Raw genomic sequence first — 26,620 nt, forward strand, 5'->3', positions numbered from 1 at the left:
AAATTATTTTAGAATATATCTTATCTAAAAGGATTATAGAATCTTCCGTTATTCATTTTTATCAATAATATCGAAATAATAACAAATACAAGAGTCAGCAAAATACCGGAAATATCCTTTGACGTCATTTTTTTCTCACAATACCATGTCCTTTTATTTTTCTTTCCGAATCCTCTTAAAAGCATAGCATTACTTATAACATCTATTTCCTCGATACTTGAAAATATAAGCGGCATCAATGTATAAGAAACATTTTTTATCCTTTTAATAAAACCGACTTTTTTGGACACATCCACACCTTTAGCCTGCTGTGCCTTATTTATAGTCATAAAATCTTCCTGAACAGTCGGTATATATCTCAGTGCAATAGATACCGCATAAGAAAATTTATAAGGAACACCTATTCTGTTTACCGAAGATGCAAATTCACTCGGATGAGTTGTTACTATAAAAAGTAACGCAACAGGAATAACCGATATATATTTTACAAATATATTAAATTCATAAAATAACTGTTCCCAAGTCAGAACATATCTTCCCGCAATTCTAAAAATATCATGCTGCGTCCCGTAAATTTTTGTTCCTTCCAGAGGAGAAAACAAAAAAATCATCATTAAATTCAAAAGTAAAAATACAGAAATTAGATAAAAAACGATTTTTACTTCTTTAAATCTTATTTTTGAGACTTTAAACAGAAAAAAACCGAAAACTGTCAAAAATATAAGAAATCTTGTATCGTAAGTCAGCATAATTGCGGTTGTCCATAATAGAAAACTTATTAATTTTGCAGCTCCGTTCATTCGATGTACAACTGAGTCTTTTTCTATGTATTCGAGTAAAAAATTACCTGCCATTATTTATCCGCCTTTTCATAATACACAAAAGTTTTTATTAAATCTTGAGGATTTGCCCCCACAGCCTCTGCCAGATAATGTAATGATGTTTCTTTCAGATTGGCTTCTTCAAGAACTTTTTTATCAGCCAGAACTTCCGACGGTTTTCCTTCTTTTATTATTTCTCCGTCATTAAAAGCGTAGGCTTTATCAGTATATTCGAGCATCAAATGCATATCGTGAGTTATGAATAATATCGTAATTCCGTAATCATTCAGTTGTTTCAAAAATTCCATTATTTCTTTATAATGGAACAGATCCTGTCCTGCAGTAGGCTCGTCCACTATTATTATTTTAGGCTCAAGTGCCAGTATTGATGCTATCGTAACTCTTTTTTTCTGTCCGTAACTCAGCACTTTTATAGGCCAGTTTCTGAAAGGCTTTAATTTACATATATCTAAAGCTTTAAACACACGTTTTTCAATTTCTTCAGGAGAAACTCCTCTTATTTTAAGTCCTAAAGCTACTTCGTCAAAAACCGTCACTTTGGAAATCATTGCATTGGGATTTTGTAAAACAAATCCTATTTTTTCAGCTCTGTCAGTGATGCTTTCGTCATTAATTTCTTGACCTTTATAAAAGATTTTTCCTATATCCTGTTTTTCAAAACCTGCGATAACTTTAGACAAAGTAGACTTTCCGGCACCGTTAGAGCCTACTATACTTACCATTTCCCCTTCTTTTATATCAATATTTATATTTTTCAGTATTTTTCTTTTTTCATTATAGGAAAAATCAATATTTTCGAGTTTTAATATTGTTTCCGAATTATTCTGTTTTTCTTTTGCAGGATTGTGTTTTATCCAGTTACTTATATTTTCTTTGATGCCTGAAAGATCCATATTTTCAACATCTGAAACTTTATCATACTTATTGAGATTTACGCCGCTGTATTTAAGTGCCGATATGTATAAAGGCTCTCTTATATTTATTTCTTTCAGAATATCACTTTTAAGAATATTATCAGGAATATCGTCCACAATTATTCTTCCTTTATCAATAACGACAACTCTATCCACTTTTCTATGGAGCACGTCTTCTAATCTATGCTCGATTATTACAGTCGTAAGATTTTTACGATGATGAAGCTCGTCTATCAGCTCTATTGCATATTTTCCACTGAGCGGATCCAGATTTGCAAGAGGTTCGTCGTAAAGAACTATTTTAGTATCTTCGACCATTATTCCCGCAAGGGAGACCTTCTGTTTCTGTCCTCCGGATAAATCATGGGGCTTCATTGTCAGTAAATCTCCGATTTTCACAAAATCAGCTATCTCATGCACCTGTTTTTTCATTGTATCTGTTTTAACATTATCATTTTCCAAAGCAAAAGCTATATCTTCGGCAACACTCAACCCTACAAACTGAGCATCCGAATCCTGAAGAACAGTCCCCACATATTCGGAATGCCCAAAAATTCCTTTAATCTCTTTATTGTAAATTCCGACTTTCCCCTTTATTTCACCTTTGTAAAAGTAAGGAGCCAAGCCGTTAATACAATGTCCCAATGTACTTTTCCCCGAGCCTGACGGTCCTATTATCAAGACTTTCTCGCCTTCGTATATTTTCAGATTTATATCATACAATGTGGGCTCCGATTGACTTTCATACTGAAATGTAAAATTTTCAAAACTTACAGCTTCTTTTCTCCCGCTTGTCTCCAAAGCCAAGACTCCTTTCTTTTAATCAATTCATTTTTGAGAGTTTAAAATCTCTTCAAAATTTTTAATCCTCTTTTTTTAAACTTCCTTTATTTACAATTGTTTTAGAATATCCTAATATGAGAATTGTCCCTAAGACAACTACTGTCAAAGCATTACTTGTCCCTGCTACCATTCCCTGAGCAAAAACTTTACTTGCAGGCTCTTTGTACAAAACTATATCAAGAGTTGGAGCTAACAGTCCCCAACCTATTGCGGAAATTACTATATCTCCTATTATAAATTTTACTATTTTTGTTAAATTGAAATTTTCCAAACCTATATATTTTCCTAAAACACCCATAGAAAAGCCGAAAAACGCCGTAACGATTATCCAACTGAACCATGGCGAACCGTATGCAGTTATATCATTTATAGTGTGTCCTATAAATCCTATCGCCAACCCCGTAACAGGACCGTATATAAAAGCCATTAATGCCAAAAACGCAAAAGTTATCTGAATCATTGTATTCGGAATCGGACTTGGAATTGCCGCAAACCTCGCCAACACAATATATATTGCAGCTCCTATCCCCGCAGCTACTACTTTTTTTATTCCTGTTTCATTCATCTTTCCATCACCTCTTCAAAAATTTATATTATTTATTTTTTTTCGTAGAAAAATTATATCACTTAATACATAATCCCGTCAATATAGTATTGAGATTTTATCAATTGACTTTTTACTTTATTTTTTGCTATAATGTAACAAATGTTATTTAATTTACGGGAGAGAGCAATGTTCGGAAAAATTAAAATGTATATATTATCTGAAATTATACATAATGTTATTACAAATATTTCTAATCAATTTTCTAAAAATGACTATTCTTCGCTTTTTTCCGAAAGCAATTTTGTGAATTTTGAAATATTTTTTTCAATTTATAATAAAAATAAGAAAATATTACTTAATAAAAGTGATAATTTTTTTAAGTTTCTGGATAAGCAAATTTCCAACCTGGATTTTGACTTGTCTTTTTTTGAAAAGATAGACAAAAAATATATAAGCATTTTATCGAAAAAATTTGAGCAGCTCTGCTCTAACGACTGTATAGACTTTATGACTAATGATATTCGCAAAAAAGTTATAGAAAAATTTAAAAACATTATAAACTGTATGTCGCTTTTGTATACTGTTTTTACAAGTATACTTCTGAATTACAGTTCATTTTCTTCAAATATACGTATCGTGAGAGCTCCCCCTCGTCGTTGTTAATTTTAGAGACAACAAAATATTGAGGAGGAAATCAAAAATGAAAGAATTTAAAGGAATAAAAATAGGTAAACACTATATTGAAAAACCTCTCGTCCAAGGTGGAATGGGCGTAGGTTTGAGTTGGGATCAGCTCGCAGGGAATGTTTCAAAAAACGGCTGTCTCGGAACTATAAGTGCAATATGTACAGGATATTATCAAAATATGAGATTTGCAAAGAAACTTGTAAATGGAAGACCTTTCGGTACAGAAAACACCTACAGCAGAGAAGCTTTATTTGAAATTTTTAAAAATGCAAGAAAAATATGTGGAGATAAACCTCTTGCATGTAACGTTTTACGTGCTATAAACGATTATGAAAGAGTAGTTACCGATGCTCTCGATGCCGGTGCCGACATTATTGTAACCGGAGCCGGATTGCCTTTGGAATTGCCAAGGCTTACAAAAGATTATCCGGGTGTTGCTATCGTACCTATTGTTTCATCTGCAAGAGCCTTAAAAGTAATATGTAAAAAATGGAAATCCGAAGGTCGACTGCCTGATGCCGTAATTGTTGAAGGTCCTAAAAGCGGAGGACATCAGGGGGCAAAATATGACGAGCTTTTTTCTCCTGAACATCAGCTTGAATATGTCTTACCTCTAGTAAAAGAAGAAAGGGATAAATGGGGAGACTTTCCTATAATTGCTGCAGGAGGAATATGGGATTCCGACGATATTCGTAAAATAATAGAGCTTGGAGCCGATGCGGCTCAAATGGGAACAAGATTTGTCGGTACTTATGAATGTGATGCCAGTATGGAGCTGAAGAAAGTTTTACTTAATGCCAAAGAAGAAGACATCGCTATTGTAAGTTCTCCTGTAGGTTATCCGGGACGTGCAATCAGAACCGACCTTATTAAAAACCTTGTTCCTGACGACAAAAGAATAAAATGTATCAGCAACTGTGTATTTCCTTGCGGTCGTGGACAGGGAGCAAGAAGAGTAGGCTACTGTATTGCTGACAGTTTGGGAGATGCTTATTTGGGAAGACTTCAGACAGGTTTATTCTTTTCCGGGGCAAATGGATACAGACTTAAAGAAATTGTACATGTGAAAGATTTGATTGACGAATTGATGTCAAATTAGATTGATTTTATATAAAAAGAGGCTGTCTCAAAATGTATTTTTATGAGGTAGCCTCATTTTAAAATAATATCTTTTCTTATTTTTAGCTATTTGCTATTTGCCATTATTTATATTTTCTCATAACTGACTTTTATTTTCTTCTTATAAAAAGCTATGCCTAAAACTAAAATATCTTTAATTCCGTTATTTTTCATCGAAGTAAAGTATTCTTTTTCTTTTACTTGTTCAATAGCCTCTAAAGATTTTTTCTCTAATTCTTCTTCACTTTCTGCAACTTTAAATTCTAAAATAAAACCTGTATCAAGTTTATTTTTCGGCTCAATGAAAATATCATATCTTCCATAGCCGTCTTCTCTGTTAGAATCTATATTATATTCATTTTGCATAGCCAGTATCATTCCCAATAATAAATTATGATAATATTTTTCTTCTTTTCCGATATCATTGTAGCTAATACTTAACTTAAACACCTGTTGTAATTTTCTTTCAAATTCTCTAATATCTTTCTTTTTTAGTCCAATAAGCATTTCTCTAAATGAATCCTGATTTCCTAAAAAATGATTTATAAAACTTTCTTCAAAAAAACTTTTGACTTCATAATTAGGTATTTTTAGAGAGTATATATTATTTCCTAAACTCTCGTCTATTTTTAAATAACCGCTGTAAACAAATAATTGCCATATCCCTCTTAAATTTCTTATATCCTGAAAATTAAAACTGGCATTTATTGTTTTTTGAATTGATTTATCTTCAAAAAGCTCTCTTAACTCATTAAACACATCTTCTTCGGATTTTTCCAATGCCTCATAAATTAATTCATTACTGGAGGTATTTATCCAGTATGCTTTTAATTCTTTTCCGTACAAATAATTTAATATACTCCAAGGATTATATATTTCACTATTTCCGAATTTATAACCGTTATACCACTTCTTGACATCTGAAATATTTTCCTTTAAGTCATAATCAGTCAAAGTATTTTTAACTTCCTCTTCTGTCAAACCGAAATATGTAGTGTATCTGTTTTCTAAAATATTATGAACCATTAGATTATTCAAACCTGAAAATATGCCTTCTTTAGCAACCTGTAAAATCCCGGTCATTACTCCTGTTCTTAGATAAGAATTATCTTTTAATGTCAAACTGTAAAAAGATTTAAAGAATGAAATAGCTTTATTATAGTAGCCATGTTCATAAGCTGATATTATGGGCTTATCATATTCATCTATTAATAAAACTACTTTTTTATCATATTTTTCGTATAATATTTTTGTTAAAAATCTTAAAACTGATTTTAAATTAGATATATCCAATTCTTCATTTATAATTTTTTTAAATATAGGTAAATCAAATTCATCCAGCCCTTTAACTAAATGCTTATAATTAGAAAATACTTCAGATAATAAGTTTTTTATTCTAATTATCATTTCTTCCCAATTATTTGCCTCTAAATCTTTAAATGAAATAAATACCACAGGATATTGCCCCTGTTCTTTAAAATATTCTGATTTTTCTATTGCTAAACTTTTGAATAACTTTTTATTTTCTTCAGCATTTTCTATATCAAAAAAATATTTTAACATTGACATATTCAATGTTTTTCCAAATCTTCGAGGTCTTGTAAATAATTGTACTTTAAAATTTTCTTTTAACAATTCTTCAATTAGTAAAGTTTTATCAAGATAATAAGAATTATATTCTATTATTTCTTTAAAATCACTTTTTCCTATCGGTAAAGTTTTCATGCAACCTCCTTTGTTCTTTTATTCTTCCTCACTTAAACCGCATTTTTTCAATTCACTTACAACTGATTTTAATAAATCAATAGCTTCTTCCAATTTATCAATCGTTCACAAAATATATTCTCTCATTTCTCCAATTTTAGCCAAAGCTCCCCAATCCTGTTGTAAAAAATTGAAATTTGAATACATAAAATCACTCCAAAATATATTAATTCCTGATAAAAATCAATAAAGTTATTATAAAAAAGAGGAAAAATGAGTTTTAAGAGTAAAATTTAAGCTCTTTAAAAATTGACTTTTCCTCAAGATTCCTTGTAGTTCTTTTAATTTTCCTTTTCTGTTTACAAAAATTTTAAAATTAAAATTACTACTATACACTTACTTCTATCCTGCTCTCTAAATCTTTCGGCAGTTCCAAAAAGGATTTCCACGCGTGAAGGACTTTTTTATATTCTTTAAGTCTGCATGTCCATACAGGATATTCCTCGCTATCTCCGAAAATCGTATGAACAAACTGAACATAATGGGGAGTTATTTCATGCTGAAAAGCCTGTCCGTCCCATTCCGTTCCGAAACTTTTTCCGTTTTCTATGTCTTTTATCGCTACAAGAACTTCATCACAACTTTCAGGATATTGAAAATCTTCCATTATTCCTGTTACGAGATACTTTCTGTACTGTTCGACTTTTTCTTTTTCCTGTTCATATTCTTCATCAGACACTTCTTCATTTTTTTCAGATTCGATGATTTCAGGATATTCAGTCAATCCGAAATCTTCATCATCATAATAACCGAATATTATCTTCATTATCTCTCTCCTTCATAAATAGGATAGGCTGTTATCCTCGGACTTTTATAACCTCTTATTATAACTCCGCTTTTACTTATTCCCTGCCACATATTGCTGTCTCTTCCTTTGAGTTCCTTTCTGTTTTCCCATGCAGAATTTATCTCGTCTATAACTCTCGCTTCATCCCAGTTTTCAGGAAACATTGTATTTACTCCGCCGTTACTCGTTTTTTTCTGCCATTTTCCGTCCGGTCTTTTTATTTCTACAGTTGCTCTGTAAACTCCGTTAGAAGCGGGAGAACCTATTTTCTTTATGATTCTTACATCTCCTCTGAGAAGAGTGTGTCCTCCCGTCACTTTTTCACCGCTCGAATTTATATCTCCGCCTATTATATGATCATAGTCTATTTTATATTTTCTGTTCCCTGATGAAACGGTTTTTTCCGAATCGGAGTTTTGATTATTGTTATTCGTTTCAGTATTATATTCTTTTTTCTTTTTTTTGTTTGATTTTTTATTATTTTTATATTGAGCATAATTTTTATCAGATTTTTCTTTCCCAGAGCTTTTCTGAGAAACTGCCGTATCCTTTTTCTGTTTCTGCTCTTTATTTATAAAAAATCTCGTTACTGCCACACACAGTATAACAATCAGCAATATTTCCACTATTTTCTTAAAAATCTTTTTTATATCCATTTATCAACCTCAACTAATTATTTAACACCGAACTGTCTACTTCATCGTAATTTTTCAGGAACTCATAAAGTTTTTTCTCTATATCTTTAACTTTTCCTTTTTCTTCTGTTTCTATATTCAGACAAAGCAGCGGTTCATGTAATGACAATCTTAATAAAAACCAGTTATTCCCGTCGCATATTACCCTTACACCTTCATAATTAGGTTTTTCCAATTCCCAACCGTTAATTTTTCTCACATATTCAGGCAATTTATCCAGTACTTTATTTCCTGATTCTCTAAAGTCTGCCGCTTTTATAGAAAATCTTATTTCTTTTTCTTCCATAGGATCTTTCAGTTCATTCAGCGTGTCCGTGAAACTTATTCCTGCTTTTTTACTTTTTACCAGTTGAATTAAAAGTAAAGCCGCCATGTACGCTCCGTCATCAAGAAAATAATTATCCATAAATGCCGCATGTCCTGAAGTTTCTATGGCAAGAGGAGTATAAATTCCTTTTTTATTGAGTTTTTTAGCTTCATTGATTACATTTTTATATCCTCTTTGAAATCTGTGGTGTTTCCCGCCTCTGTCTTCAATAAATTTTTTCAATCCCATTGACGTAACCGAGTCGGTAACTATAGTCGCTCCGTCTTTCTGTTTTATAAGTATATCGCTTAATAATGCAATTAAACGGTTTCTGTTTATTTCTCTTCCGCTTTTATCCACAAAAGCACTTCTGTCGCCGTCTGCATCGAAAATTATTCCGAAATCGGCTTTATTATCCAAAACTGCTTTTTTCAAAGAATCTATAGCTTCTTTGGCTTCAGGATTGGGAACATGATTTGGAAAACTGCCGTCAGGATTTAAAAACTGACTTCCTGTAGAATCTCCTCCCAATTTTTCTATTACTTTATCGGCAAAAAATCCCGCTGCTCCGTTTCCGGCATCTATTACCACTTTCAAGCCTTTAAGCGGATTTTCTTCTCCGCCTGTTTCTTTTATTATAAATTTACACAAATAATCGGCATAATCTTCTGCAAGATTTTTTTCGCTGCTTCTGCCTTTTTTATCTTTTATTCCCATTGCTTTTTTCAAGTTCTGCTCACATTGACATTTTCTTCTTCCTGCCATTTCAAGCATATCAAGGACATCGGATTTTTCAAATCCTCCTTCTACAGTGAAAAACTTTATTCCGTTATAGTAACTCGGCAGATGACTGGCTGTTATCATTATTGCTCCGTCTGCTTTATAATTTTTAAATACTGTAGACATAAAAAGTGAAGGAGTTATTGACATTTTGCAGTCATATACGTCTATTCCCTCCTGTTTCAGTTCTTCCCTTATTATTTCCGCAAATTTCGGTCCTGTAAGCCTTGCGTCATATCCTACGGAAACTTTTATTTTTCGATTTTCTTCATCTGCTTTTCTTTCGTATTTTCTTTTTATCCATCTGGAAAATCCGAGAGCAATAAATTTAACTTCCTTTTCAGACAAATTAATCTCTTTTCCTTCAAATTCCGAAACGATTCCTCTGATATCCGTTCCGCTCACCAAATGCTTCAATTCCATAAATACCTCTTTTCACAACTCTTTTTTAAATAATTTATTTATGCTTCCTGCAATAAATCAAAAAAATTAAACAAAACACTTCTTGTGTTTACATTACTTCTAATACTGTTTTTTAAATTTATAAGTTTTTTCAATTTATCCCCATTTATTGAATTTTTTGCATTTATTATTATTTTTGTAAGAAACTCTGTCAGTTTTTCTCTTTCCTGCTTAAATTCTTTTTCAATTTCATTAATAATTGTATAAACTTCTTTCAAATCAAAAAATTTAATTTTTTTTGCAATATATTCGATGCTTTTATTATATTTTATTATTAAATCCAATTCGTCAGTTTCAGTTTCTTCATTTTCAGTATTTTCATCTTCCATATATTTTTTCATTTTTATAATATAATCCAATGCTTCTCGGCTTGTTGACACGTATCTGTCATATTCTCCCAAAGAAATATTTCTTTCTTTCCATTTTCTTATATTATTTTCATTTCCGTCAAAAAAATAATAAATTTCTTTACTTACATCAAGCTCTTCATTATTTTCGGCTTCTATATGAAATTTTATTGTTCTGGATTTTATTGTAGGGATAATATTCAGACTTCTCGATAACAAAATAAAATATACATCTTTAGGCGGTTCTTCCAATATTTTCAGCAAAGCATTGGAAGACTCTTTTCTAAGGCTCTCTATTCCCGAAAGTATAAAAATCTTTTTAGGCGAACTGTATGAAGATTCTATCGCCGAATAAATAATTTCACGTACTTCATCGATTTTTATATTTTTATTTTCTTTATTTATAATCTCAATATCAGGATACTGAAAATTATCTATTCTTTTTATTATACTTTTATATTCTTCGGAGTTTTTATCAATTCCCGAAGTCATTATTATTTTAGAAAACTCCAGTGCATAAAAAAGTAAGTCAACTCTTTTATCTCCGTAAAAAAGATAACTGGCACTTTTTTTATTCTGATTTGCTTCATTTTTAAGTTTTTCCGTTATTTCACTGCTTTTCATAACAATTTTTTTAACTTTCTCTCATTTGTAAAGTTTTTAGCAATTTCTTATTATCGAAAGCCTTTCCTCCACCTATAACTACTGAATCTAAAGGATTTTCAGCCAGATAGACTTTTATCCCGATTTCATTTTCCATAAGTTCTACAAAGTTTCTTATTAAAGAACCTCCACCTGTCATAACTATTCCGTTATCAAGTATATCGGCTGCAAGTTCGGGAGGGCATTTCTCCAATACTTCTTTGGAAGAGTTTACTATCTGATAAAGGGAATCTTCTATAGCTTCGTACACTTCGTTCGCATTTAATTCTATAGTATTAGGTATTCCCACTGCCAAATCTCTTCCTTTTATAGTCATAACTTCAGGATCTGCAACTTTTAGAGCTGTTCCCAGTTCTTTTTTGATCTTTTCGGCAGTTCTGTCCCCTACTAATAAATTATACTTTTTCTTTATGTATTTTACAATATCTTCATCAAATTTATTTCCTGCTGTTTTTATTGATTTACTGGAAATTACTTCGTCAAGGGAAAGTATTGCAATATCTGTGGAACCTCCACCTATATCTACTACCATATTTCCTTCAGGTTGGGAAATATCTATTCCGGAACCTATTATTGCGGCTCTTCCTTCTTCTATAATATATATTTTTTTTGCTCCGTTTACCGAATCAAAAAGTGCTTTCCTTTCTACACTTGTAACTTCTATCGGTACACAAATCATAACTTCCGGTTTAAATAAAGAATTTCCGTATATTTTATGTAAAAAATAACTTATCATTTCTTTTGTAGAATCTATATCAGCAATAACCCCGTCCTGTAAAGGCTTTATAGCTTCAATGCTCGCAGGAGTTTTTCCTAACATTTCTCTCGCTTCTTTTCCTACAGCTATTATTTTCCCTGTCTTTCTGTCTCTCGCTACAACCGAAGGTTCGTTTAATACTATTTTCTTTTTCTGTTTATCGTAAATAAGCATATTAGCCGTCCCCAAATCTATCGAGATACTTTTATTAACTCTGAATATTTTAAAGAAATCAAATATTGCCATTTCTCCTCCTTGATTATTTATATTATATGTTTTTATATTAAAGTATAACTTGTAGTACCGTCTTTATTGTCTTTAATTTCCACTCCGATTTTTTTCAATTCGTCCCGAATTTCGTCGGACAAACTGAAATTCTTTTCTTTTCTTGCTTCAGTTCTTATTTTTATGAGCAATTCTATAAGATTTTTTGACAAATCATCTTTATTTTCTTTTTTTTCGTCCATTAACAAAACTCCCAAAACATCTTCTATTTTCGTTTTCAAATTTTTATAGGATAATTCCAATGCTTCAAACAATAAAAAGCTGCTATCATTTCTCTCTTTATCCGATATTTTTTCAATATCATCGCAAAATCTGTTTGTTTCCCTTATCTGATCAAATATTGTCGATAAAGCCTGAGGTGTATTCATATCTTCATCCATTGCTCCAATAAATTTTACATCAAAACTTTTTATTTTTTCTTTAAAAACTTTATTAATTTCATTTATTTTTTCATCCGAAACATCTTCGCTTTTAATCCCGGAGCTTAATTTTTCTAAAGACTTTTCAAATCTTCTTATAGAAGAAATTACATTCTGCAAAGTTTTTTTAGTATTTTCCATATCTTCAAAAGAAAAATTTACAGGCTTTCTGTAATGAGTACTGAGTATAAATAATCTTATCACATTTCCTGAAAATTTCCCTAATATTTCCCTTAGTAAAAAGAAATTTCCCGTAGATTTGGACATTTTATCGCCGTTTACCTGTACAAAACCGTTATGCACCCAATATTTCGCAAAATGTCCGTGATAAGCACATTTACTTTGAGCTATTTCATTTTCATGGTGCGGAAAAATCAGATCCTGTCCGCCTCCGTGTATATCAAAAGTTTCTCCCAAATACTTTTTTGACATGGCACTGCATTCTATGTGCCAGCCCGGACGTCCCTGACCCCAAGGCGAGTCCCAGTATGGTTCTCCCTCCTTCTTTTTCTTCCATAAGGCAAAATCGAGAGGATTATTCTTTATTTCCATAATATCCACTCTTGCACCTATTTCCAGCTCGTCTATTTTCTGATTGGAGAGCTTTCCATAATCTTCATATTTTTTCACATCAAAAAATACATTCCCGTCAATTTCATAAGCATATCCGTTTTCAATAAGTTTTTCTATTGTTTCTATAATTTCAGCTATATTTTCGGTTACTTTAGGTCTTTTTATATCTTTTAAAATATTTAATGATTCGGTATCCTCAAAAAATCCCTGAATATATTTTTCAGTTACTTCTTTAGGGCTTATCCCTTCTTCATTTGCTCTTTTTATTATTTTATCGTCCACATCGGTAAAATTTTGCACATAAGTAACATCGTAGCCTCTATATTTAAAATATCTTGCCAATATATCAAAAATCACTACAGGTCTTGCATTTCCCAAATGGATATAGTTATAAACCGTAGGTCCGCACACGTACATTTTTACTTTCCCCTCTTCTATGGGCTTAAACTCTTCTATTTTGTTGGACATCGTGTTGTATAGGTTCATTTTGTTCTCCTTTCCTTTTTCATGAGGGCTCATTGTCGCCCTCATGCTCCCGCTACCCGCGTTCTCCGCTCCTTTGTCGACTCCGAAAATGCGGGTTTTTTTAAATCATTACTATTTACTGAGATTAATACATTTTTCACGCTGTAAAATCTGAAAGGTTTAGTTATCTCACTTGTCAAAGATAGTATTCAATTTTATGTTTTATTCAAAATATTTTATAAGCTCATTTAAAATTTTACAATAAAAATATAAAATGAGCCGTAGAAAAAATGAACTTTTTTCATTTTTTCAAGAGCGAATAAGTATTTTTATAAGTAAAATTTTTTCAGAGCGAAACAAAATATTTTTATAGTAACAAAACATAATTTTGAATATCTATTTTAATGTAGCTACTGTACACCCTATCCCGCCTTCATTCTGGTTGGCATCTTTAAATTCGGTTACATATTTGGAAGTTTTTAAAAATTCCTGTATTTTCTTTCTTAAAATCATTGTTCCTTTTCCGTGAATAATATAAACTTCATGATAGCCTGTAAGCATTGCTCTGTCGAGGTATACTTCGAGTTCCGCTATGGCTTCGTCGGCATTTTTCCCTCTCAAATCTATTTCTCCTCTGACTTGAGTGGATTTTAACGAAGCAAAGCTTTTAAATCTGTTCGTTTTTTTCTTTTGGATTTTAACAATATTGTCCAGTGAAACGACCAGTTTCAATATTCCTGCCTGTACCTGAACATTGTTTGTGTCGGGAATTATACGCAAAACTTTTCCGTTCTGATTCAAAGTTTTTACAAGAACTTCTTCACCCTCCTGAATATCTATATTTCTTGCTACAATTTTTCTTTCTTTTACATTCTGCTTCTTGTCGGCAATAAACGACTCTCTCAACATATTCAGGCTTCTCTGGGCATTTTTTGCTTCTTCTTTTTTTATTTCGTCCTGACTTATTCTGTCTATGAGATTTTTAGCCTTTGACTGCACTTCTTTCAGATAATTGTCAGCTTCTTCATAAGCCTTTTTAATAACTTCGTTTTTTTCGTTTTCTACTTGAATTATTTTCTGTTCATAAGAATTTTTTTGATCTTCCAATTCTCTTTTTGTGTTTTCCAATTCAAATTTAAGCACTTCCAGTTCGTCATTTTTCTCTTTAATGGACTTGAGCATCTGTTCGACTTTCTGATTATCTTCACTTATATAGCTTTTGGCACTGTTTATAATCTGTTCGCTTATACCGTATTTTCCTGCAATTATAAGGGCATTGCTTTCTCCTGGTATCCCTTCGAGAAGTTTATATGTCGGCGACAATGTTTCCACATTAAACTCCATAGAAGCACTTTTTATTCCGGTGGTATTGAATGCGTATGCTTTTACTTCACTGTAATGGGTAGTTATTATAGATTTTATATTTTTCCCGTTCAGATAATCTATAATCGCCATAGCAAAAGCAGCTCCTTCCATAGGATCCGTTCCGCTTCCAAGCTCGTCCATAAGTACAAGAGACTTACTGTTTGCCTGTTCGACTATTTCCTTTATTTTTTTCACATGTCCTGAAAAAGACGACAAATTCTGCTCTATACTCTGCTCATCACCTATATCCGCAAGAACACTTCCGAAATGCCCTATTTCGGTTTTTTCATGGGCAGGAACCGGTATTCCCGACAAAGCCATCAAAGTGAGTAATCCCGCAACTTTAAGGGTAACAGTTTTTCCCCCTGTATTCGGTCCCGTAATAAGCATTATATTTTCATTGTTTCCTAACTCAAAATTTATAGGAACAACGGCATTCTCATCAATCAAAGGGTGTCTTGCTTCTACTAATTTCAAATATTCTTTATTTATAATTTTAGGCACTGTACATTTTTTATTTAGCGAATAAGCAGTTTTTGCATTTAAAAAATCAAGTCTTTCTAATATTTCTTTTATTTCTGTTATTTCTTCTTTTTTAGTTCTTATTAATTCAGTCAGTCTTAAAAGTATTTTTCTTATCTCTTCTCTTTCTCTCGCTTCGTATTCTCTGAGTTTGTTGTTTAAAGATACAACATTCAAAGGCTCGATATAAACAGTGCTACCTGTTGCCGATCTGTCGTGTTCTATCCCTTTGATAAGTCCTTTAAAGTCAGTTTTTACAGCTATTACATATCTATCGTTTCTTTGAGTTATTATTCTTTCCTGAATGGCTTTTTGCGTGTCTTTTCCCGACATAAGTTCGTCAAATTTTTCTTTTATATTGGCATTTATATTCTGTTTCTGTCTTCTTATATCTCTAAGTCCGATAGAAGCATCGTCTTTTATATTGCCGTCATCATTTACCGCATCTCCTATGAACTGCTCTATATCCTTTACTTCTTCAGTGTCCGAAAACAGTCCCCATATTATTTTATATTTATCTCTCACATTTTTGGCACGGCTTTTGGAAATTCTGTAAACAGCAAGATTTTTCTTCAAATCAGCAAAATCTTCGGCATTCAGATAAGAACCTATCAGCTCGATGGAATTTATATATCTTTGTATATCAGACATTCCTGTAAGCTCAAATCCGTCATCAAATTTGTAAAAGTCTATCATTTCCGTCATAAGCATAAGCTCTTTGTCCAGTACGGATTTATCTTTAATTATGTCCGTATCTATAAATTTTTCTTTTGTTTTCTCAAGTTTTGATAAATTTATAAGTTCATTTATTATTTTATAAAATTCCAAAACATCATAATTCTTTTTCATTTTTCCCTCTTTATATATTTTCTTATTTTATTATTTTTATTATACCAAAAAAATCAGAAAATATAAAATATATCTTTTTTTAAAAATAAATATATGATAAAATATTTTAAACATATTGTTTATGAAAGGAGTATTCAAAGTGGAGAAACCTATACTTGAATGTAAAAATCTGACCAAAAATTATGATCATGAAACTGCACTGGATAATATCAATCTCACTATAAGTCCCGGAAAAATAGTCGGGCTCTTAGGTCCTAACGGAAGCGGAAAAACTACGCTTATAAAACTCTCAAATGATCTGCTGAAGCCTTCTTCCGGAGAAATACTTATAAACGGAGAAAAACCGGGAGTTAATTCAAAAAAAATTATTTCTTATCTTCCGGACAAAACATATTTCAGTAATTCTCATAAAATTAATGAGCTTTTTAAACTTTTTTCCGCTTTTTATCCTGACTTCAATGAAGAAAAAGCACGAAAAATGCTCGAAGGATTGAAAATAGATCCTAAAAGCAAATTCAAGACTTTGTCCAAAGGAATGAAAGAAAAAGTACAGCTGCTTTTAGTTATGAGCCGTGATGCCAAACTTTATTTACTGGATGAGCCTATTGCAGGAGTGGATCCCGTAGCAAGAGAATATATTTTAAATACTATTATAAAAAATTATAACAGAGAAGCTTCTATCATTATTTCTACGCATCTTATAAGTGATGTGGAAACTGTTTTGGACGAGGCTGTATTTATAAACAAAGGAAAAATTTTATTACATGAAGATGTGGAAAAAATAAGAACTGTCCATAATAAAAGTGTAGATGAATATTTCAGGGAGGTGTTCAGATGATAAAACTGTTCAAATATGAATTCGGCTCTACTGCCAGATTGCTTTTTCCTTTATACATTGTTGTTCTGGGAATAGGATTTCTGAATAAGATTGTTACTACATTCGGTAAGAATACAGGTATAGAAAAACTTTTTCTGAATGACAGTTCTTTAAACTGGAGAGGTCTTGATACTGCCGTTTTTTCTTTCCAGGTATTTTCATATTTTCTTGCGGCACTTATTGTAGCGGGAATTTTTGTATTAACTTATTTTAGCATAATAAACAGATACTATAACTCTATGTACGGAAACGAAGGATACCTTACAAATACTCTGCCTTTGAAAACTCACGAATTGATTCTTGCAAAATTTTTCAATTTTCTTTTCTGGATATTTATAGGAAGTGTTGTTTCTTTAACTTCTATTATGCTTCTTTTCCCGACAATAACTTTTAAAGAAATTTGGGCATTTGCAGTAGGTCTGATTTCCCAAATAGATTCTACAGATTATATTGATTATATAACAAGAATTATTCTGATTGTAATAAATAATTTTGTTAATTTATGTTTAAATATAATGATTATATTTTTATCCGTAACTATTACGAATTTTTTCAATAATTACAAACTTATAGCGGGAATTGTGTCGTATTTTGTAATAAGAACCGTTTTAAAAATCATTTATTTTTTATTGATATATTTACCTACATTTTTAATGGTAATAAATAAAGATCCGGAAGACTTATTCAAAGGATCCGCTTTAAATATACTTTTGGCGATTTTTCTGGCAATAATCGAATGGATAATTATATTTTCAATAATAAACTATATCCATAAAAATAAACTGAACTTGGAATAAAGGAGATATTTGTAATGAAAAATTTACCCGTAACACCCTTGCCTACGGTAAAACTTGACAAGCAGCAGGAAACTTTACTGGAACATAACAGATTATTGGGAACTCTTTTGGGAGAAACCATTTTTACATATGCAGGACTTCACATTTTCAAAGTTACCGAAAGTTTGAGAGAGGCTTCAATTTCATACTATAAAACGAACAAACAGGAAAGTCGAAAAGATTTATCATTATTCTGCTCGGAACTCGGAGATTCGGAAATTCTTCGTGTTATAAGAGGATTTACTTATTTTTCGGTACTGGCGAATATAGCTGAAGATGTTTATCAGGTTTATCAACACAGAAATATGAAATTTTCAAATAAAACAGAAATGGGAACACTGGAAAAATCTCTGGAAAATCTTAAAAAGAAAGGTATTTCCGTAGAAAAAATACTGGAAGCCATGAAAAAAGTTTCTGTAGTACCGGTATTAACTGCACACCCTACACAGGTACAAAGAAAAAGTATTCTGGATTTGATGAGAAAAATTACCGATACTCTTTCCAAATATGAAAATGTACAAATTCATCAAATAGATGAAAACGAGTGGATTGACGAATTAAATTCCAAAATAAAAATTTTGTGGCAAACTTCCATGTTGAGAACTTCCCAACTTAGAGTGACAGATGAAATAAGTAATGCTCTAAGCTACTATAATATAACTTTTTTTAATGAAATTCCCGAATTAACAAATAAATTTCAGGAAATTTCCGAAAAATTGGGAGAAAGCAAATTTGAAGCTGAAAAGCTCATACCTCTGACTATGGGAATGTGGATCGGAGGAGACAGAGACGGAAATCCTTATGTTACCGTAGATACTCTTGAGACTTCTGCTCAGGCACAGGCTCTGACTTTATTCCAGTTTTATCTTGATGAAATAGAAAGTATTTATCGTGATTTATCAATGTCCAATACAATGACCGAAGTCAGTAAAGACTTGGAAAAACTGTCTGAAGCTTCAGGAAAAGTTTCTCCTCACAGGGTAAACGAACCTTACCGTCGGGCATTGACTGCAATTAATGATAGACTTTTGGCAACTGCTTATAAACTATGCGAAAACAAAGAGGTTCTTCCTCCGAAAAGAAAAGATTCCCTCGATATTCCTTACAACTCACCCGAAGAATTTACGAAAGACTTGGAAATCGTTGCAAATTCTTTGATTGAAAATAACAGCGAAGCTTTAGTAAAAGGAAAACTGAGAAATCTTATAAGCGGAACAAAAATCTTCAGTTTTCATCTGGCAACAATAGATTTACGTCAGGATTCGAGCATTCACGAGCTTTGTGTAGCAGAACTTCTGAAAAGTGCAAATATAATGGAAGACTATTTGAGTTTACCTGAAAATGCCCGTTGTGAAATGCTTTTGAGAGAATTGGAGCATGATCCTCGTATTTTAAGCGATCCTACAATTTCTCAAAGCGAGTTGTTAAAAGGAGAACTTGCTATTTTCAGAAAAGTTAAATCACTAAGAGACAGATTCGGCAGTAGAATCATAGAAAAACATCTTGTTTCTCACGCTACGAGTGTATCGGATATGCTTGAAATAGCGATTTTATTAAAAGAAGCCAATCTTGCAAAAGGAGACAAAAATCCTTTCTGCGATATTCAGATAGTCCCTCTATTTGAAACAGTTGAAGATCTAGAAGCTTCGTCGGAAATTCTCGAAAAATGGTTTTCTCTTCCTCTTGTCCAAAAATGGATGGAGAAAAGCGGAAGAAAGCAGGAAGTTATGCTCGGATATTCGGACAGCAACAAAGACGGAGGCTATTTAAGCTCAAGCTGGTCTTTATATAAGGCTCAGAAAAAACTGACAGCTTTAGGAAACAAGTTTGATGTGCAAATTTCATTCTTTCACGGAAGAGGAGGAACAGTCGGTCGTGGAGGCGGTCCAAGTTACGAAGCAATACTGGCACAGCCTGAAGGAAGTGCCGACGGAACTATCCGCCTTACTGAACAGGGAGAAGTTATCGGTGCAAAATACGGAAATCCCGATTTAGGATTTAAAAACCTTGAGGCTCTTGTCTCCGCAGCATTAGAGTCGGGTGCTTTAACTGTAGAAGATGCGAAATGGGGTGAATACGAAAAAATCATCGAAGAAATATCCGAATCAAGTTATAAAGTTTATCGTGAATTAGTTTACAACACCGAAGGATTTACAGATTTTTTCTTTGAAATTACTCCGATTAATGCTATTGCAGGATTAAATATCGGTTCCAGACCTTCTTCACGTAAGAAAAAGCAGTCTCTGGAAAGTCTGAGAGCTATTCCGTGGGTATTTTCATGGTCTCAGTCACGTATTATGCTTCCGGGTTGGTACGGATTAGGTGCTTCATTTACAGAATGGATAAATAAAAATCCCGATAATCTTTCCATTTTACAAAAAATGTATAGAGAATGGCCGTTTTTCAGATCGGTTATTTCCAATGCGGACATGGTGCTTTCCAAATCCGATTTAAGAATCGCTTCGGAATATGTAAAATTGGCTCAAAATCAGGAAGTTGCACAAAAAATATTTTCAGAACTTGTTAAGGAATGGGAACTTACTCTCGATGTATTGAAAAAAATTACGGGAAATGATGTTTTACTTGCAGATAACCCCGAACTTGCAAGCAGCTTAAGAAACCGTCTTGCTTACTTTGATTCTATGAACTATCTGCAAATAGAACTGTTAAAAAGATTAAGAGAAGGAGATGAGTCCGAAGATTTAAGAAAGGCCCTTCATATATCAATAAACGGACTTGCGACAGGTTTGAGAAACAGCGGATAAAAAAAATTATCAAAAAACTTGTAATAATTCAGATAATATGATAAAATATGTTTCGATATGTGTATGTGTAAAGGAGGTAAATTTATGCAAATATGTGAAGTTTTCGGAAAAAGAGTAGGGCACGGAAACATGGTCAGTCACTCTCATAGAGCTACTAAAAGAATATGGAGACCTAATCTTCAGACAATGACATTGAATGTTGACGGATCTGAAATAAAAGTAAGAGTTTGCACTAAAGCAATGAAAACATTAAAAGGTAAAAATGTTGATCAAGTTAAAAAAATATTATTGGAAAATAAAGACAATTTGAGCCCAAGAATCTCAAAAGTATTGTTTTCTGCAAAGTAAGTTTATTAAAAAGTAAACTTACTTTTTTTATTTTTTTTAAAAATGACTTTATTTTAATAATTGTAAAAGTAATTAAAAATTACTCTGTTATTATATTTTATAAATTCAGAGAAAATATGAACTTTTTTATCTATAGGAAAACTTATTTTCTGAACAGTTTTTTTAATGAAAACAAAGGTTTACTTCTTACAATTTTTTCATTTTCCAAAAAATCTCTCATCACCTTTAACGATTTTCCCGCTTTTACAACGACAAAATTAAAAGATCCCGATTTTTTGGTATCTATAAAAAAACCTCTTATATACCTGTCATTGAAAAAAATCTGGGCTCGTACTTTTTCTATCTCTTCCCATGGAATTTGTATACAATCTTCAGTATTTCTTATATTATAAAATTCAAAAGCTCTATCCCCGATTAAAATATCTCCTCTTTTATTCCCGAAACCTCCACTCAAAAAATTTCCTTTTGTTACGAATAATGCTTTTGTATTTAAAGAAACAGCCAATTTTATGCCTCCTCTTACATTAAAAAATAAAAGAGAATGTCCCAAAATATAAAATATAACTTTTTCAACATCTTCCAAGTTGGAGAAATTGCGTAAAATTTCTATAGCAAAAGAATAAAGATTATAATTAATATCCACTTGAGACAATTCTCTTTTTCTATAAATTAGAATATTCCCACTAAATGCCCTAAAATACCGACCGCAAATAATCCGAATATAATAAGAATAGGGTTTACTTTTTTCTTAAGCAGCCACATGCAAAGGAATGTCAGCAGTAATGCTGCAAATCCCGGCACAAGCTGATTTAAGTTATCCTGTAAAGTAGTAATTTTTTCAGGAGTAAGTGAAACTCCGCTCATCATTTCACTCAATATTCTCTGTAATTCAGCTCCATTTACATTTTCTTGAGGAAATTTTATGAAAGCACCCTCAGATAAAGGAACTTTTGATATTATCATAGGAAAATTGATCGAAGTCCAACGCTGAACCAGAATGCCCATTACAAACATTCCGAGTATTGAAGCCCCTTTAGTAACAGTTTGAAGTAAACCTCCAGACAAGTCTTTCGTAATTTCTGCACCTTTTTGATAACCGAATTCCTGCGTATACCATAAAAATCCTATACGGATTATATTCCATACTATGAAAAAGAATAAAGGAGCGATTACTGAGCCGCCTGTTGCAAGAGAGGCTGCTATGGCTCCCAATATAGGACGTACAGTAAACCAGAATACAGGATCTCCTATACCTGCCAAAGGTCCCATCATTCCTATTTTAACTCCTTGAATTGCCGCATCATCTATAGGAATACCGTTTGCACGTTCTTCTTCCAAAGCGAGTGTCACTCCTAAAATAGGAGCTGCTATATAGGGGTGTGTATTAAAAAATTCCAAATGACGTTTCAATGCAGCTGAAGCATCATTTCTATCAGGATATAATTTTTTAAGAGCAGGTATTAATGAATATGCCCATCCTCCGTTTTGCATACGTTCATAATTCCATGAACCTTGAAGAAATTGAGAACGCAACATAACACTACGACGATCACTTTTTGATAATTTTATTTTATTTTCTGCCATTTTATATTCCTCCTTAATAGTTATCCAAAATATCGCCTAACGGGTCATCGGAAGATGAAGCTCCTCCACCGCCACTGTTACTTTTTTTGGAAAGATTCAAGTAAATAATAGCCAGACATACTCCGATAATTCCTGTCGCTATTAAAGTCAACTCTTTTAACGGAGCCAATGCAAATCCCAAGAAAAAGAAAGGCCATACTTCTTTTGTTGCCATAAGGTTAATAACCATTGCATAACCCACTGCCACAACAAATCCTCCGCCTATTGTCATGCCTTCTGTAAACCATTTCGGCAAGGAAGATAATGCCCCCTGAATAATTTCCGAAGGAATAAATAACAACAACACTGCAGGAACAGCAATACGTAATCCTTGACATAAAAGAGCTATAATATGCCAAAATTCTACTCCCTTAAAATTACCGCTTTCTGCTGCACGATCTGCCTGATGAACTATAACTACAGAAAGTGTACGGACCACCATAGTCAATACCAATCCCACAGTAGCCAAAGTAATTGCTGCAACAATAGCTGCATTACGTCCGTCAGCACTGAAATTTCCGGCTTTTACAAAGATAATAGCTGAAGCTACCGATGCCAAAGCAGCATCGGGGGCAACAGCAGCTCCTATATTTGCCCATCCGAGTGCAATAAGCTGCAATGCTCCCCCTAACATTATACATTCAGGTAAATGTCCTGTAGCCAATCCTATTAAAGAACAGGCAATAATCGGCTGATGAAATTGAAACTGATCGAGGATACCTTCCATACCTGCCAAAAAAGCTACAATAAGTACAAAAACAACCGTTATAATATTAAAATCCATAATAACCTCCTAAAATTAAAGTTTTAAACCTTCGTTCGATTTAGCTGAAATCATCTTGAACAAATCTCCCGACTTATCCGCCACGACTTTACGTACATCAAATTTTACTCCTAAATCGGCAAGTTTCTTATACGTCTCCACATCATTCTGATCCATGGATAATGATGTACTTACCATTACTTTACCTACAGAATGAGCCATAGAACCGATATTCAGTTCTTTAATTTCCACACCTTTTTCTATTACTTTTAAAGCATCCTGAGGATTTTCAAAAAGCAACAGAGCTTTGGTGTTACCGAAACGTGTATCTTTGGATACCTCTACAAGTTTGTCAAGAGGTATAACATGAGCTTTTACTCCCGGAGGAGCTGCCTGCTCTATAAGTTTTTTACGCAATTCATCTTTTGAAACTGTATCCGATACTACGATAATTCTGTCAGGATTAGTCGCTTTAGTCCAGCTTGTAGCAACTTGACCGTGTAATAAACGTGTATCAACCCGTGCCAATACAATTTTTAATTTCCCGTCTCCTATAACAGTTCCTTCAGGAATAGCTCCCTGAGATATTGACTTTGTTACTTCCTGCTTTTTCTCCGCAGGTTGCAATTCTTCAGGTTTAACCTTTACTTCATCTTTGGCTGCCGAAGTTATAATTTCAGCAAGTTTGTGAGATTTATCCGTATCGTCTCTGCTCGAACATGCTTCTAAAAGCATCGGTAAATTTAATCCTGCTACTATTGCTCTTTTTTCAGGAGCCTCTTCAAATAATCTGTTTGACTGGTTAAACGGACTTCCGCCCCACAAATCAACGAGAAATATAATTTCTTCAGTTCCTAAATTTGTTACTGCATTTTGAAGTTTTCCGTATAAGTCATCAGGACCTTCGTTGGGCATAAAAACAACTGATTCTACTTGTTCCAAATCTCCTAAAATCATTGATGCAGATTGTTTTATTCCTGCAGCAAATTCTCCGTGACTTGCAATGATAATTCCTATCACACTTCTTACCTCCTTTTAATTTTTATAATTATTTTAATATAATTATATTTTTTACAATAATTCCGGTCAATGTTATAACAATCCGAAACTTATAAATCTAAGTAATTTTCCAAACCATGACAGTTCTTCGGCTTCTTCTATTGCAAGAATATCTACTGAAGACACGACATTCCCGTTAGAAAGCACTTCCATCTTACCTATTACATCGCCTTTATTTATTTTTGCTTTAGCATCGATACCTACAGTTTTAAAATCATAATTAGTATCATCAAGCTGATAAACATTTTCCGCAAGTACACCTTTTATTTTTCTCTTTGGCGAATCTTTTATTTTAAATTCTCCTATTTCTTCTCCCATTGTATGTATTTTTTTCAACCTGTTCTTTATTTGAGAAAATTCCTCAAGCTGATCTTTCGTTCTCTGATTATGAGTTTTATGCCCGAGAACTACAGAAATAATCTCGATATTTCCCATTTTACCCGTAACTATTATATTATACCCTGCCTGAACATGAAATCCTGTTTTCAGACCATATATTCCGTATTGACCTAAAAGATGATTTCTGCTTTTATAAATAACCTGTTCTCCCGCCGGATTTACAAGAACAAGTTCAGGCTCGCTTGCCCATTCTCTTATTCTTTTATCTTCTATAGCTTTTTTACCCATAAGGAACATGTCATACGCAGTAGACACATCCATTCCTTTACCTGTCATTGTAGTAGGCAGCCCTGCCGGAGTATGAAACTCGGTATTGTTCATTCCCAATTCTTTAGCTTTTTGATTCATCAATTTTACGAAATATTCTATATTTCCCTTTCCCACATGGTAAGCCACGAGATAAGCCGAATTATTTGCAGAATAAATTATTTCGGATCTTAATAAATCACGAAGCAAATAGCAATCTCCAACTTTGACATTAAGCCAGCTTCCTCCTACATTTGCATTTTGAGGAGTAAAGCATACTTTATCGTCCAAACTTACATTTCCTTTGTCCACTTCATCCAATGCCACAAGGATATTCATAACTTTTGTGAGTGAAGCTATAGGGTGTTGCTGTGTTTCCAATTCTTTTTTGATAATTTTTCCGTCTTTTGTCGCTATAAATTTCAATAATTTATCTTTATACTGGGAAGCTTCTTCTTTTTCTTTATCAATAGCCTGGACTACAGGTTTTCTTTTGTCAATTTTAGGTTTTTTCTGTTCTTCTTTTTTTCTGTTTTCTTCCAGTATTTTTGAAATATCTTCGTTTACAATATCTGTTCCGCCATTTGTAACATTATTATTTATATTTGTGTTATTCTTCTGTTCATTGTTATTTTTTGGAACTGTAGTGTTTATCGTATTATTTTTGTTATTTGTATTACTTATATTTTCTTTTCCGTCTATGTTATTCTGATTATTTTTATCGTTAGTTCCGTTATCTATATCTGTCTCGTTATTATCTTCAGGCAAAAATATTCCCTGTTTTTCTCTTTTTTTTCTTTCTTTCTCTTCTTTTTTAAGTCTTTTTTTCTCTTCCCTCTCCTGTTTCTTTCTTTCTTTTTCCGATTGAGAATTTTCTATACTACTGTTTTTTATTATATTTCCTATGTCGTCATTTCTGCTTCCGCCGTCATTATCGCTATGACTTCCTTCTCCGAATACCAGAAGAGTAAATAAACTTAACATCAATACTGTTTTTATGATTTTTTTCAACATTTTTTTGCCTTTCCGATTTATTTCTTTTTAGCCACTTTTTTTCTCTGCTTTTCAGCTTTCTCTTTTTCGCAGTAATTAAAATACTTATTTATTATGCAAATATCGCATTTGGGATTTATAGCTGTAGATACTTCCCTACCATATAAAATAAGATAATGAGAAAATACAAACCAGTATTTTTTCGGTACGATTTTCATAAGTTCTCTTTCGATTATTTCAGGATTGTCACTTTTAGTAAGTCCCATTCTTTTGGAAAGCCTTTTCACGTGAGTATCCACTACAATTCCTTCACTTATTCCCCATACTTCTCCCAATACTACATTTGCAGTTTTTCTCCCTACTCCTGCAAGTTTTACCAGTTCATCCATTTTTTTCGGTATTTTGCCGTTATATTCGTTTAACACCTGTTCAGCATTCAGCTTTATATTTTTTGCTTTGTTTCTATAAAATCCTGTAGATTTTATATATTTTTCAAGTGTTTCCAAATCCATATTATGAATATCTTCAGGAGTTTTCACTACTTTAAACAACTCTTTTGTTACTATATTTACTCTCGCATCGGTACACTGTGCCGACAATATTACCGCTATCATAAGTTGATAGGGAGTTTCAAAATCCAATGCACACTTGGGTTTTCCGTATCTTTCCTGCAAATACGGAAATATCAGATTAAATCTCTCTTTTTTTGTCATACTTTC

At 32.6% G+C, this 26,620-nt stretch carries 23 protein-coding genes; 6 read left to right on the forward strand and 17 right to left on the reverse strand.

Annotated features, from left to right (window positions below):
* Window positions 1-20: 20 nt before the first annotated feature.
* From FVE72_RS09285 to FVE72_RS09295, 3 genes are all read right to left on the reverse strand, one after another.
* Window positions 21-854 (reverse strand): energy-coupling factor transporter transmembrane component T family protein, encoded by an 834-nt coding sequence (locus FVE72_RS09285; RefSeq protein ID WP_026738127.1) that lies wholly within the window; start codon window positions 852-854, stop codon window positions 21-23.
* Window positions 854-2,557 (reverse strand): ABC transporter ATP-binding protein, encoded by a 1,704-nt coding sequence (locus FVE72_RS09290; protein ID WP_026738128.1) that lies wholly within the window; start codon window positions 2,555-2,557, stop codon window positions 854-856. Before FVE72_RS09290 ends, FVE72_RS09285 begins: the two co-directional genes overlap by 1 nt.
* 61 nt (window positions 2,558-2,618) lie before the next feature.
* Window positions 2,619-3,164 carry an ECF-type riboflavin transporter substrate-binding protein gene (locus tag FVE72_RS09295; protein WP_026738129.1) on the reverse strand — a complete coding sequence of 182 codons (546 nt, stop codon included), beginning with the start codon at window positions 3,162-3,164 and terminating at the stop codon, window positions 2,619-2,621.
* A 168-nt stretch (window positions 3,165-3,332) separates the two neighbouring features.
* Here FVE72_RS09295 and FVE72_RS09300 point away from each other — a divergent pair, with 168 nt between their 5' ends.
* On the forward strand, window positions 3,333-3,809 hold the full coding sequence (locus FVE72_RS09300; protein ID WP_006808487.1) for a hypothetical protein: 477 nt from the start codon (window positions 3,333-3,335) through the stop codon (window positions 3,807-3,809).
* Between the two features lie 37 nt (window positions 3,810-3,846).
* Complete coding sequence (locus FVE72_RS09305) at window positions 3,847-4,932, forward strand: NAD(P)H-dependent flavin oxidoreductase (protein ID WP_026738130.1); 1,086 nt, start codon at window positions 3,847-3,849, stop codon at window positions 4,930-4,932.
* 107 nt (window positions 4,933-5,039) lie between these two features.
* On the opposite strand, the gene FVE72_RS09310 is transcribed toward FVE72_RS09305, so the two are convergent.
* From FVE72_RS09310 to FVE72_RS09345, 8 genes are all read right to left on the reverse strand, one after another.
* A complete protein-coding gene (locus FVE72_RS09310; RefSeq protein ID WP_026738131.1) occupies window positions 5,040-6,677 on the reverse strand; it encodes an AAA family ATPase in 1,638 nt (545 codons plus the stop codon).
* 367 nt (window positions 6,678-7,044) lie between these two features.
* Window positions 7,045-7,482 carry a hypothetical protein gene (locus FVE72_RS09315; protein ID WP_026738132.1) on the reverse strand — a complete coding sequence of 146 codons (438 nt, stop codon included), beginning with the start codon at window positions 7,480-7,482 and terminating at the stop codon, window positions 7,045-7,047.
* Window positions 7,482-8,159 carry an EndoU domain-containing protein gene (locus tag FVE72_RS09320; RefSeq protein ID WP_026738133.1) on the reverse strand — a complete coding sequence of 226 codons (678 nt, stop codon included), beginning with the start codon at window positions 8,157-8,159 and terminating at the stop codon, window positions 7,482-7,484. The genes FVE72_RS09315 and FVE72_RS09320 overlap by 1 nt, the downstream gene beginning before the upstream one ends.
* Before the next feature lie 13 nt (window positions 8,160-8,172).
* Window positions 8,173-9,708 carry a phosphohexomutase domain-containing protein gene (locus tag FVE72_RS09325; protein WP_026738134.1) on the reverse strand — a complete coding sequence of 512 codons (1,536 nt, stop codon included), beginning with the start codon at window positions 9,706-9,708 and terminating at the stop codon, window positions 8,173-8,175.
* A gap of 38 nt (window positions 9,709-9,746) precedes the next feature.
* The gene (locus FVE72_RS09330) at window positions 9,747-10,718 is read right to left on the reverse strand and encodes an ATPase (RefSeq protein ID WP_026738135.1); all 972 of its coding nucleotides are present in this window, start codon (window positions 10,716-10,718) and stop codon (window positions 9,747-9,749) included.
* A 10-nt stretch (window positions 10,719-10,728) separates the two neighbouring features.
* Window positions 10,729-11,760: a rod shape-determining protein gene (mreB, locus tag FVE72_RS09335; protein WP_006808470.1), complete on the reverse strand. Its 1,032-nt coding sequence runs from the start codon at window positions 11,758-11,760 to the stop codon at window positions 10,729-10,731.
* Between the two features lie 32 nt (window positions 11,761-11,792).
* Window positions 11,793-13,277, reverse strand: a complete 1,485-nt coding sequence (cysS, locus tag FVE72_RS09340; RefSeq protein WP_026738136.1) for a cysteine--tRNA ligase — start codon at window positions 13,275-13,277, stop codon at window positions 11,793-11,795.
* Between the two features lie 375 nt (window positions 13,278-13,652).
* Entirely contained in the window at window positions 13,653-15,992 is a 2,340-nt protein-coding gene (locus FVE72_RS09345) for an endonuclease MutS2 (RefSeq protein WP_026738137.1), read from the reverse strand.
* 139 nt (window positions 15,993-16,131) lie between these two features.
* Here FVE72_RS09345 and FVE72_RS09350 point away from each other — a divergent pair, with 139 nt between their 5' ends.
* The 4 genes from FVE72_RS09350 (at window position 16,132) to rpmB (ending at window position 20,818) form a co-directional block, all read left to right on the forward strand.
* Window positions 16,132-16,830: an ABC transporter ATP-binding protein gene (locus FVE72_RS09350; RefSeq protein WP_026738138.1), complete on the forward strand. Its 699-nt coding sequence runs from the start codon at window positions 16,132-16,134 to the stop codon at window positions 16,828-16,830.
* Window positions 16,827-17,666, forward strand: coding sequence for a hypothetical protein (locus FVE72_RS09355; protein ID WP_026738139.1), 840 nt, complete (start codon window positions 16,827-16,829; stop codon window positions 17,664-17,666). The genes FVE72_RS09350 and FVE72_RS09355 overlap by 4 nt, the downstream gene beginning before the upstream one ends.
* A 14-nt stretch (window positions 17,667-17,680) precedes the next feature.
* Window positions 17,681-20,470: a phosphoenolpyruvate carboxylase gene (gene ppc, locus FVE72_RS09360; protein WP_051411784.1), complete on the forward strand. Its 2,790-nt coding sequence runs from the start codon at window positions 17,681-17,683 to the stop codon at window positions 20,468-20,470.
* A gap of 84 nt (window positions 20,471-20,554) precedes the next feature.
* Complete coding sequence (gene rpmB / locus FVE72_RS09365) at window positions 20,555-20,818, forward strand: 50S ribosomal protein L28 (protein ID WP_006808482.1); 264 nt, start codon at window positions 20,555-20,557, stop codon at window positions 20,816-20,818.
* A 142-nt stretch (window positions 20,819-20,960) separates the two neighbouring features.
* Here the strand turns inward: rpmB and FVE72_RS09370 are convergent, their stop codons facing one another.
* The 6 genes from FVE72_RS09370 to nth all read right to left on the reverse strand — a co-directional run bounded on the left by FVE72_RS09370 (window position 20,961) and on the right by nth (window position 26,614).
* Window positions 20,961-21,461 (reverse strand): DUF956 family protein, encoded by a 501-nt coding sequence (locus tag FVE72_RS09370; RefSeq protein ID WP_232049443.1) that lies wholly within the window; start codon window positions 21,459-21,461, stop codon window positions 20,961-20,963.
* Window positions 21,462-21,487: 26 nt separating this feature from the next.
* Window positions 21,488-22,402 (reverse strand): PTS system mannose/fructose/sorbose family transporter subunit IID, encoded by a 915-nt coding sequence (locus FVE72_RS09375; protein ID WP_006807863.1) that lies wholly within the window; start codon window positions 22,400-22,402, stop codon window positions 21,488-21,490.
* A gap of 13 nt (window positions 22,403-22,415) precedes the next feature.
* Window positions 22,416-23,225, reverse strand: a complete 810-nt coding sequence (locus FVE72_RS09380) for a PTS mannose/fructose/sorbose transporter subunit IIC (RefSeq protein ID WP_006807861.1) — start codon at window positions 23,223-23,225, stop codon at window positions 22,416-22,418.
* Between the two features lie 15 nt (window positions 23,226-23,240).
* Window positions 23,241-24,224 (reverse strand): PTS sugar transporter subunit IIB, encoded by a 984-nt coding sequence (locus tag FVE72_RS09385; RefSeq protein ID WP_006807862.1) that lies wholly within the window; start codon window positions 24,222-24,224, stop codon window positions 23,241-23,243.
* 72 nt (window positions 24,225-24,296) lie between these two features.
* Window positions 24,297-25,922, reverse strand: coding sequence for a D-alanyl-D-alanine carboxypeptidase family protein (locus tag FVE72_RS09390; RefSeq protein ID WP_026738141.1), 1,626 nt, complete (start codon window positions 25,920-25,922; stop codon window positions 24,297-24,299).
* A 17-nt stretch (window positions 25,923-25,939) separates the two neighbouring features.
* Window positions 25,940-26,614: an endonuclease III gene (nth, locus tag FVE72_RS09395; RefSeq protein WP_026738142.1), complete on the reverse strand. Its 675-nt coding sequence runs from the start codon at window positions 26,612-26,614 to the stop codon at window positions 25,940-25,942.
* Window positions 26,615-26,620 lie beyond the last annotated feature (6 nt).

Origin of the sequence: Pseudoleptotrichia goodfellowii (genome assembly GCF_007990505.1) — a bacterium.
Lineage (GTDB): Bacteria > Fusobacteriota > Fusobacteriia > Fusobacteriales > Leptotrichiaceae > Pseudoleptotrichia > Pseudoleptotrichia goodfellowii.

What these genes read in the sequence shown, in the direction of transcription:
- nth (WP_026738142.1), bottom strand. Translation starts at nt 26,614, where the DNA reads ATGACAAAAAAAGAGAGATTTAATCTGATATTTCCGTATTTGCAGGAA.
- FVE72_RS09330 (WP_026738135.1), bottom strand. Translation starts at nt 10,718, where the DNA reads ATGAAAAGCAGTGAAATAACGGAAAAACTTAAAAATGAAGCAAATCAG.
- FVE72_RS09375 (WP_006807863.1), bottom strand. Translation starts at nt 22,402, where the DNA reads ATGGCAGAAAATAAAATAAAATTATCAAAAAGTGATCGTCGTAGTGTT.
- cysS (WP_026738136.1), bottom strand. Translation starts at nt 13,277, where the DNA reads ATGAACCTATACAACACGATGTCCAACAAAATAGAAGAGTTTAAGCCC.
- mreB (WP_006808470.1), bottom strand. Translation starts at nt 11,760, where the DNA reads ATGGCAATATTTGATTTCTTTAAAATATTCAGAGTTAATAAAAGTATC.
- rpmB (WP_006808482.1), top strand. Translation starts at nt 20,555, where the DNA reads ATGCAAATATGTGAAGTTTTCGGAAAAAGAGTAGGGCACGGAAACATG.
- FVE72_RS09380 (WP_006807861.1), bottom strand. Translation starts at nt 23,225, where the DNA reads ATGGATTTTAATATTATAACGGTTGTTTTTGTACTTATTGTAGCTTTT.
- FVE72_RS09315 (WP_026738132.1), bottom strand. Translation starts at nt 7,482, where the DNA reads ATGAAGATAATATTCGGTTATTATGATGATGAAGATTTCGGATTGACT.
- FVE72_RS09355 (WP_026738139.1), top strand. Translation starts at nt 16,827, where the DNA reads ATGATAAAACTGTTCAAATATGAATTCGGCTCTACTGCCAGATTGCTT.
- FVE72_RS09325 (WP_026738134.1), bottom strand. Translation starts at nt 9,708, where the DNA reads ATGGAATTGAAGCATTTGGTGAGCGGAACGGATATCAGAGGAATCGTT.
- FVE72_RS09300 (WP_006808487.1), top strand. Translation starts at nt 3,333, where the DNA reads ATGTTCGGAAAAATTAAAATGTATATATTATCTGAAATTATACATAAT.
- FVE72_RS09345 (WP_026738137.1), bottom strand. Translation starts at nt 15,992, where the DNA reads ATGAAAAAGAATTATGATGTTTTGGAATTTTATAAAATAATAAATGAA.
- FVE72_RS09390 (WP_026738141.1), bottom strand. Translation starts at nt 25,922, where the DNA reads ATGTTGAAAAAAATCATAAAAACAGTATTGATGTTAAGTTTATTTACT.
- FVE72_RS09295 (WP_026738129.1), bottom strand. Translation starts at nt 3,164, where the DNA reads ATGAATGAAACAGGAATAAAAAAAGTAGTAGCTGCGGGGATAGGAGCT.
- FVE72_RS09310 (WP_026738131.1), bottom strand. Translation starts at nt 6,677, where the DNA reads ATGAAAACTTTACCGATAGGAAAAAGTGATTTTAAAGAAATAATAGAA.
- FVE72_RS09305 (WP_026738130.1), top strand. Translation starts at nt 3,847, where the DNA reads ATGAAAGAATTTAAAGGAATAAAAATAGGTAAACACTATATTGAAAAA.
- FVE72_RS09285 (WP_026738127.1), bottom strand. Translation starts at nt 854, where the DNA reads ATGGCAGGTAATTTTTTACTCGAATACATAGAAAAAGACTCAGTTGTA.
- ppc (WP_051411784.1), top strand. Translation starts at nt 17,681, where the DNA reads ATGAAAAATTTACCCGTAACACCCTTGCCTACGGTAAAACTTGACAAG.
- FVE72_RS09320 (WP_026738133.1), bottom strand. Translation starts at nt 8,159, where the DNA reads ATGGATATAAAAAAGATTTTTAAGAAAATAGTGGAAATATTGCTGATT.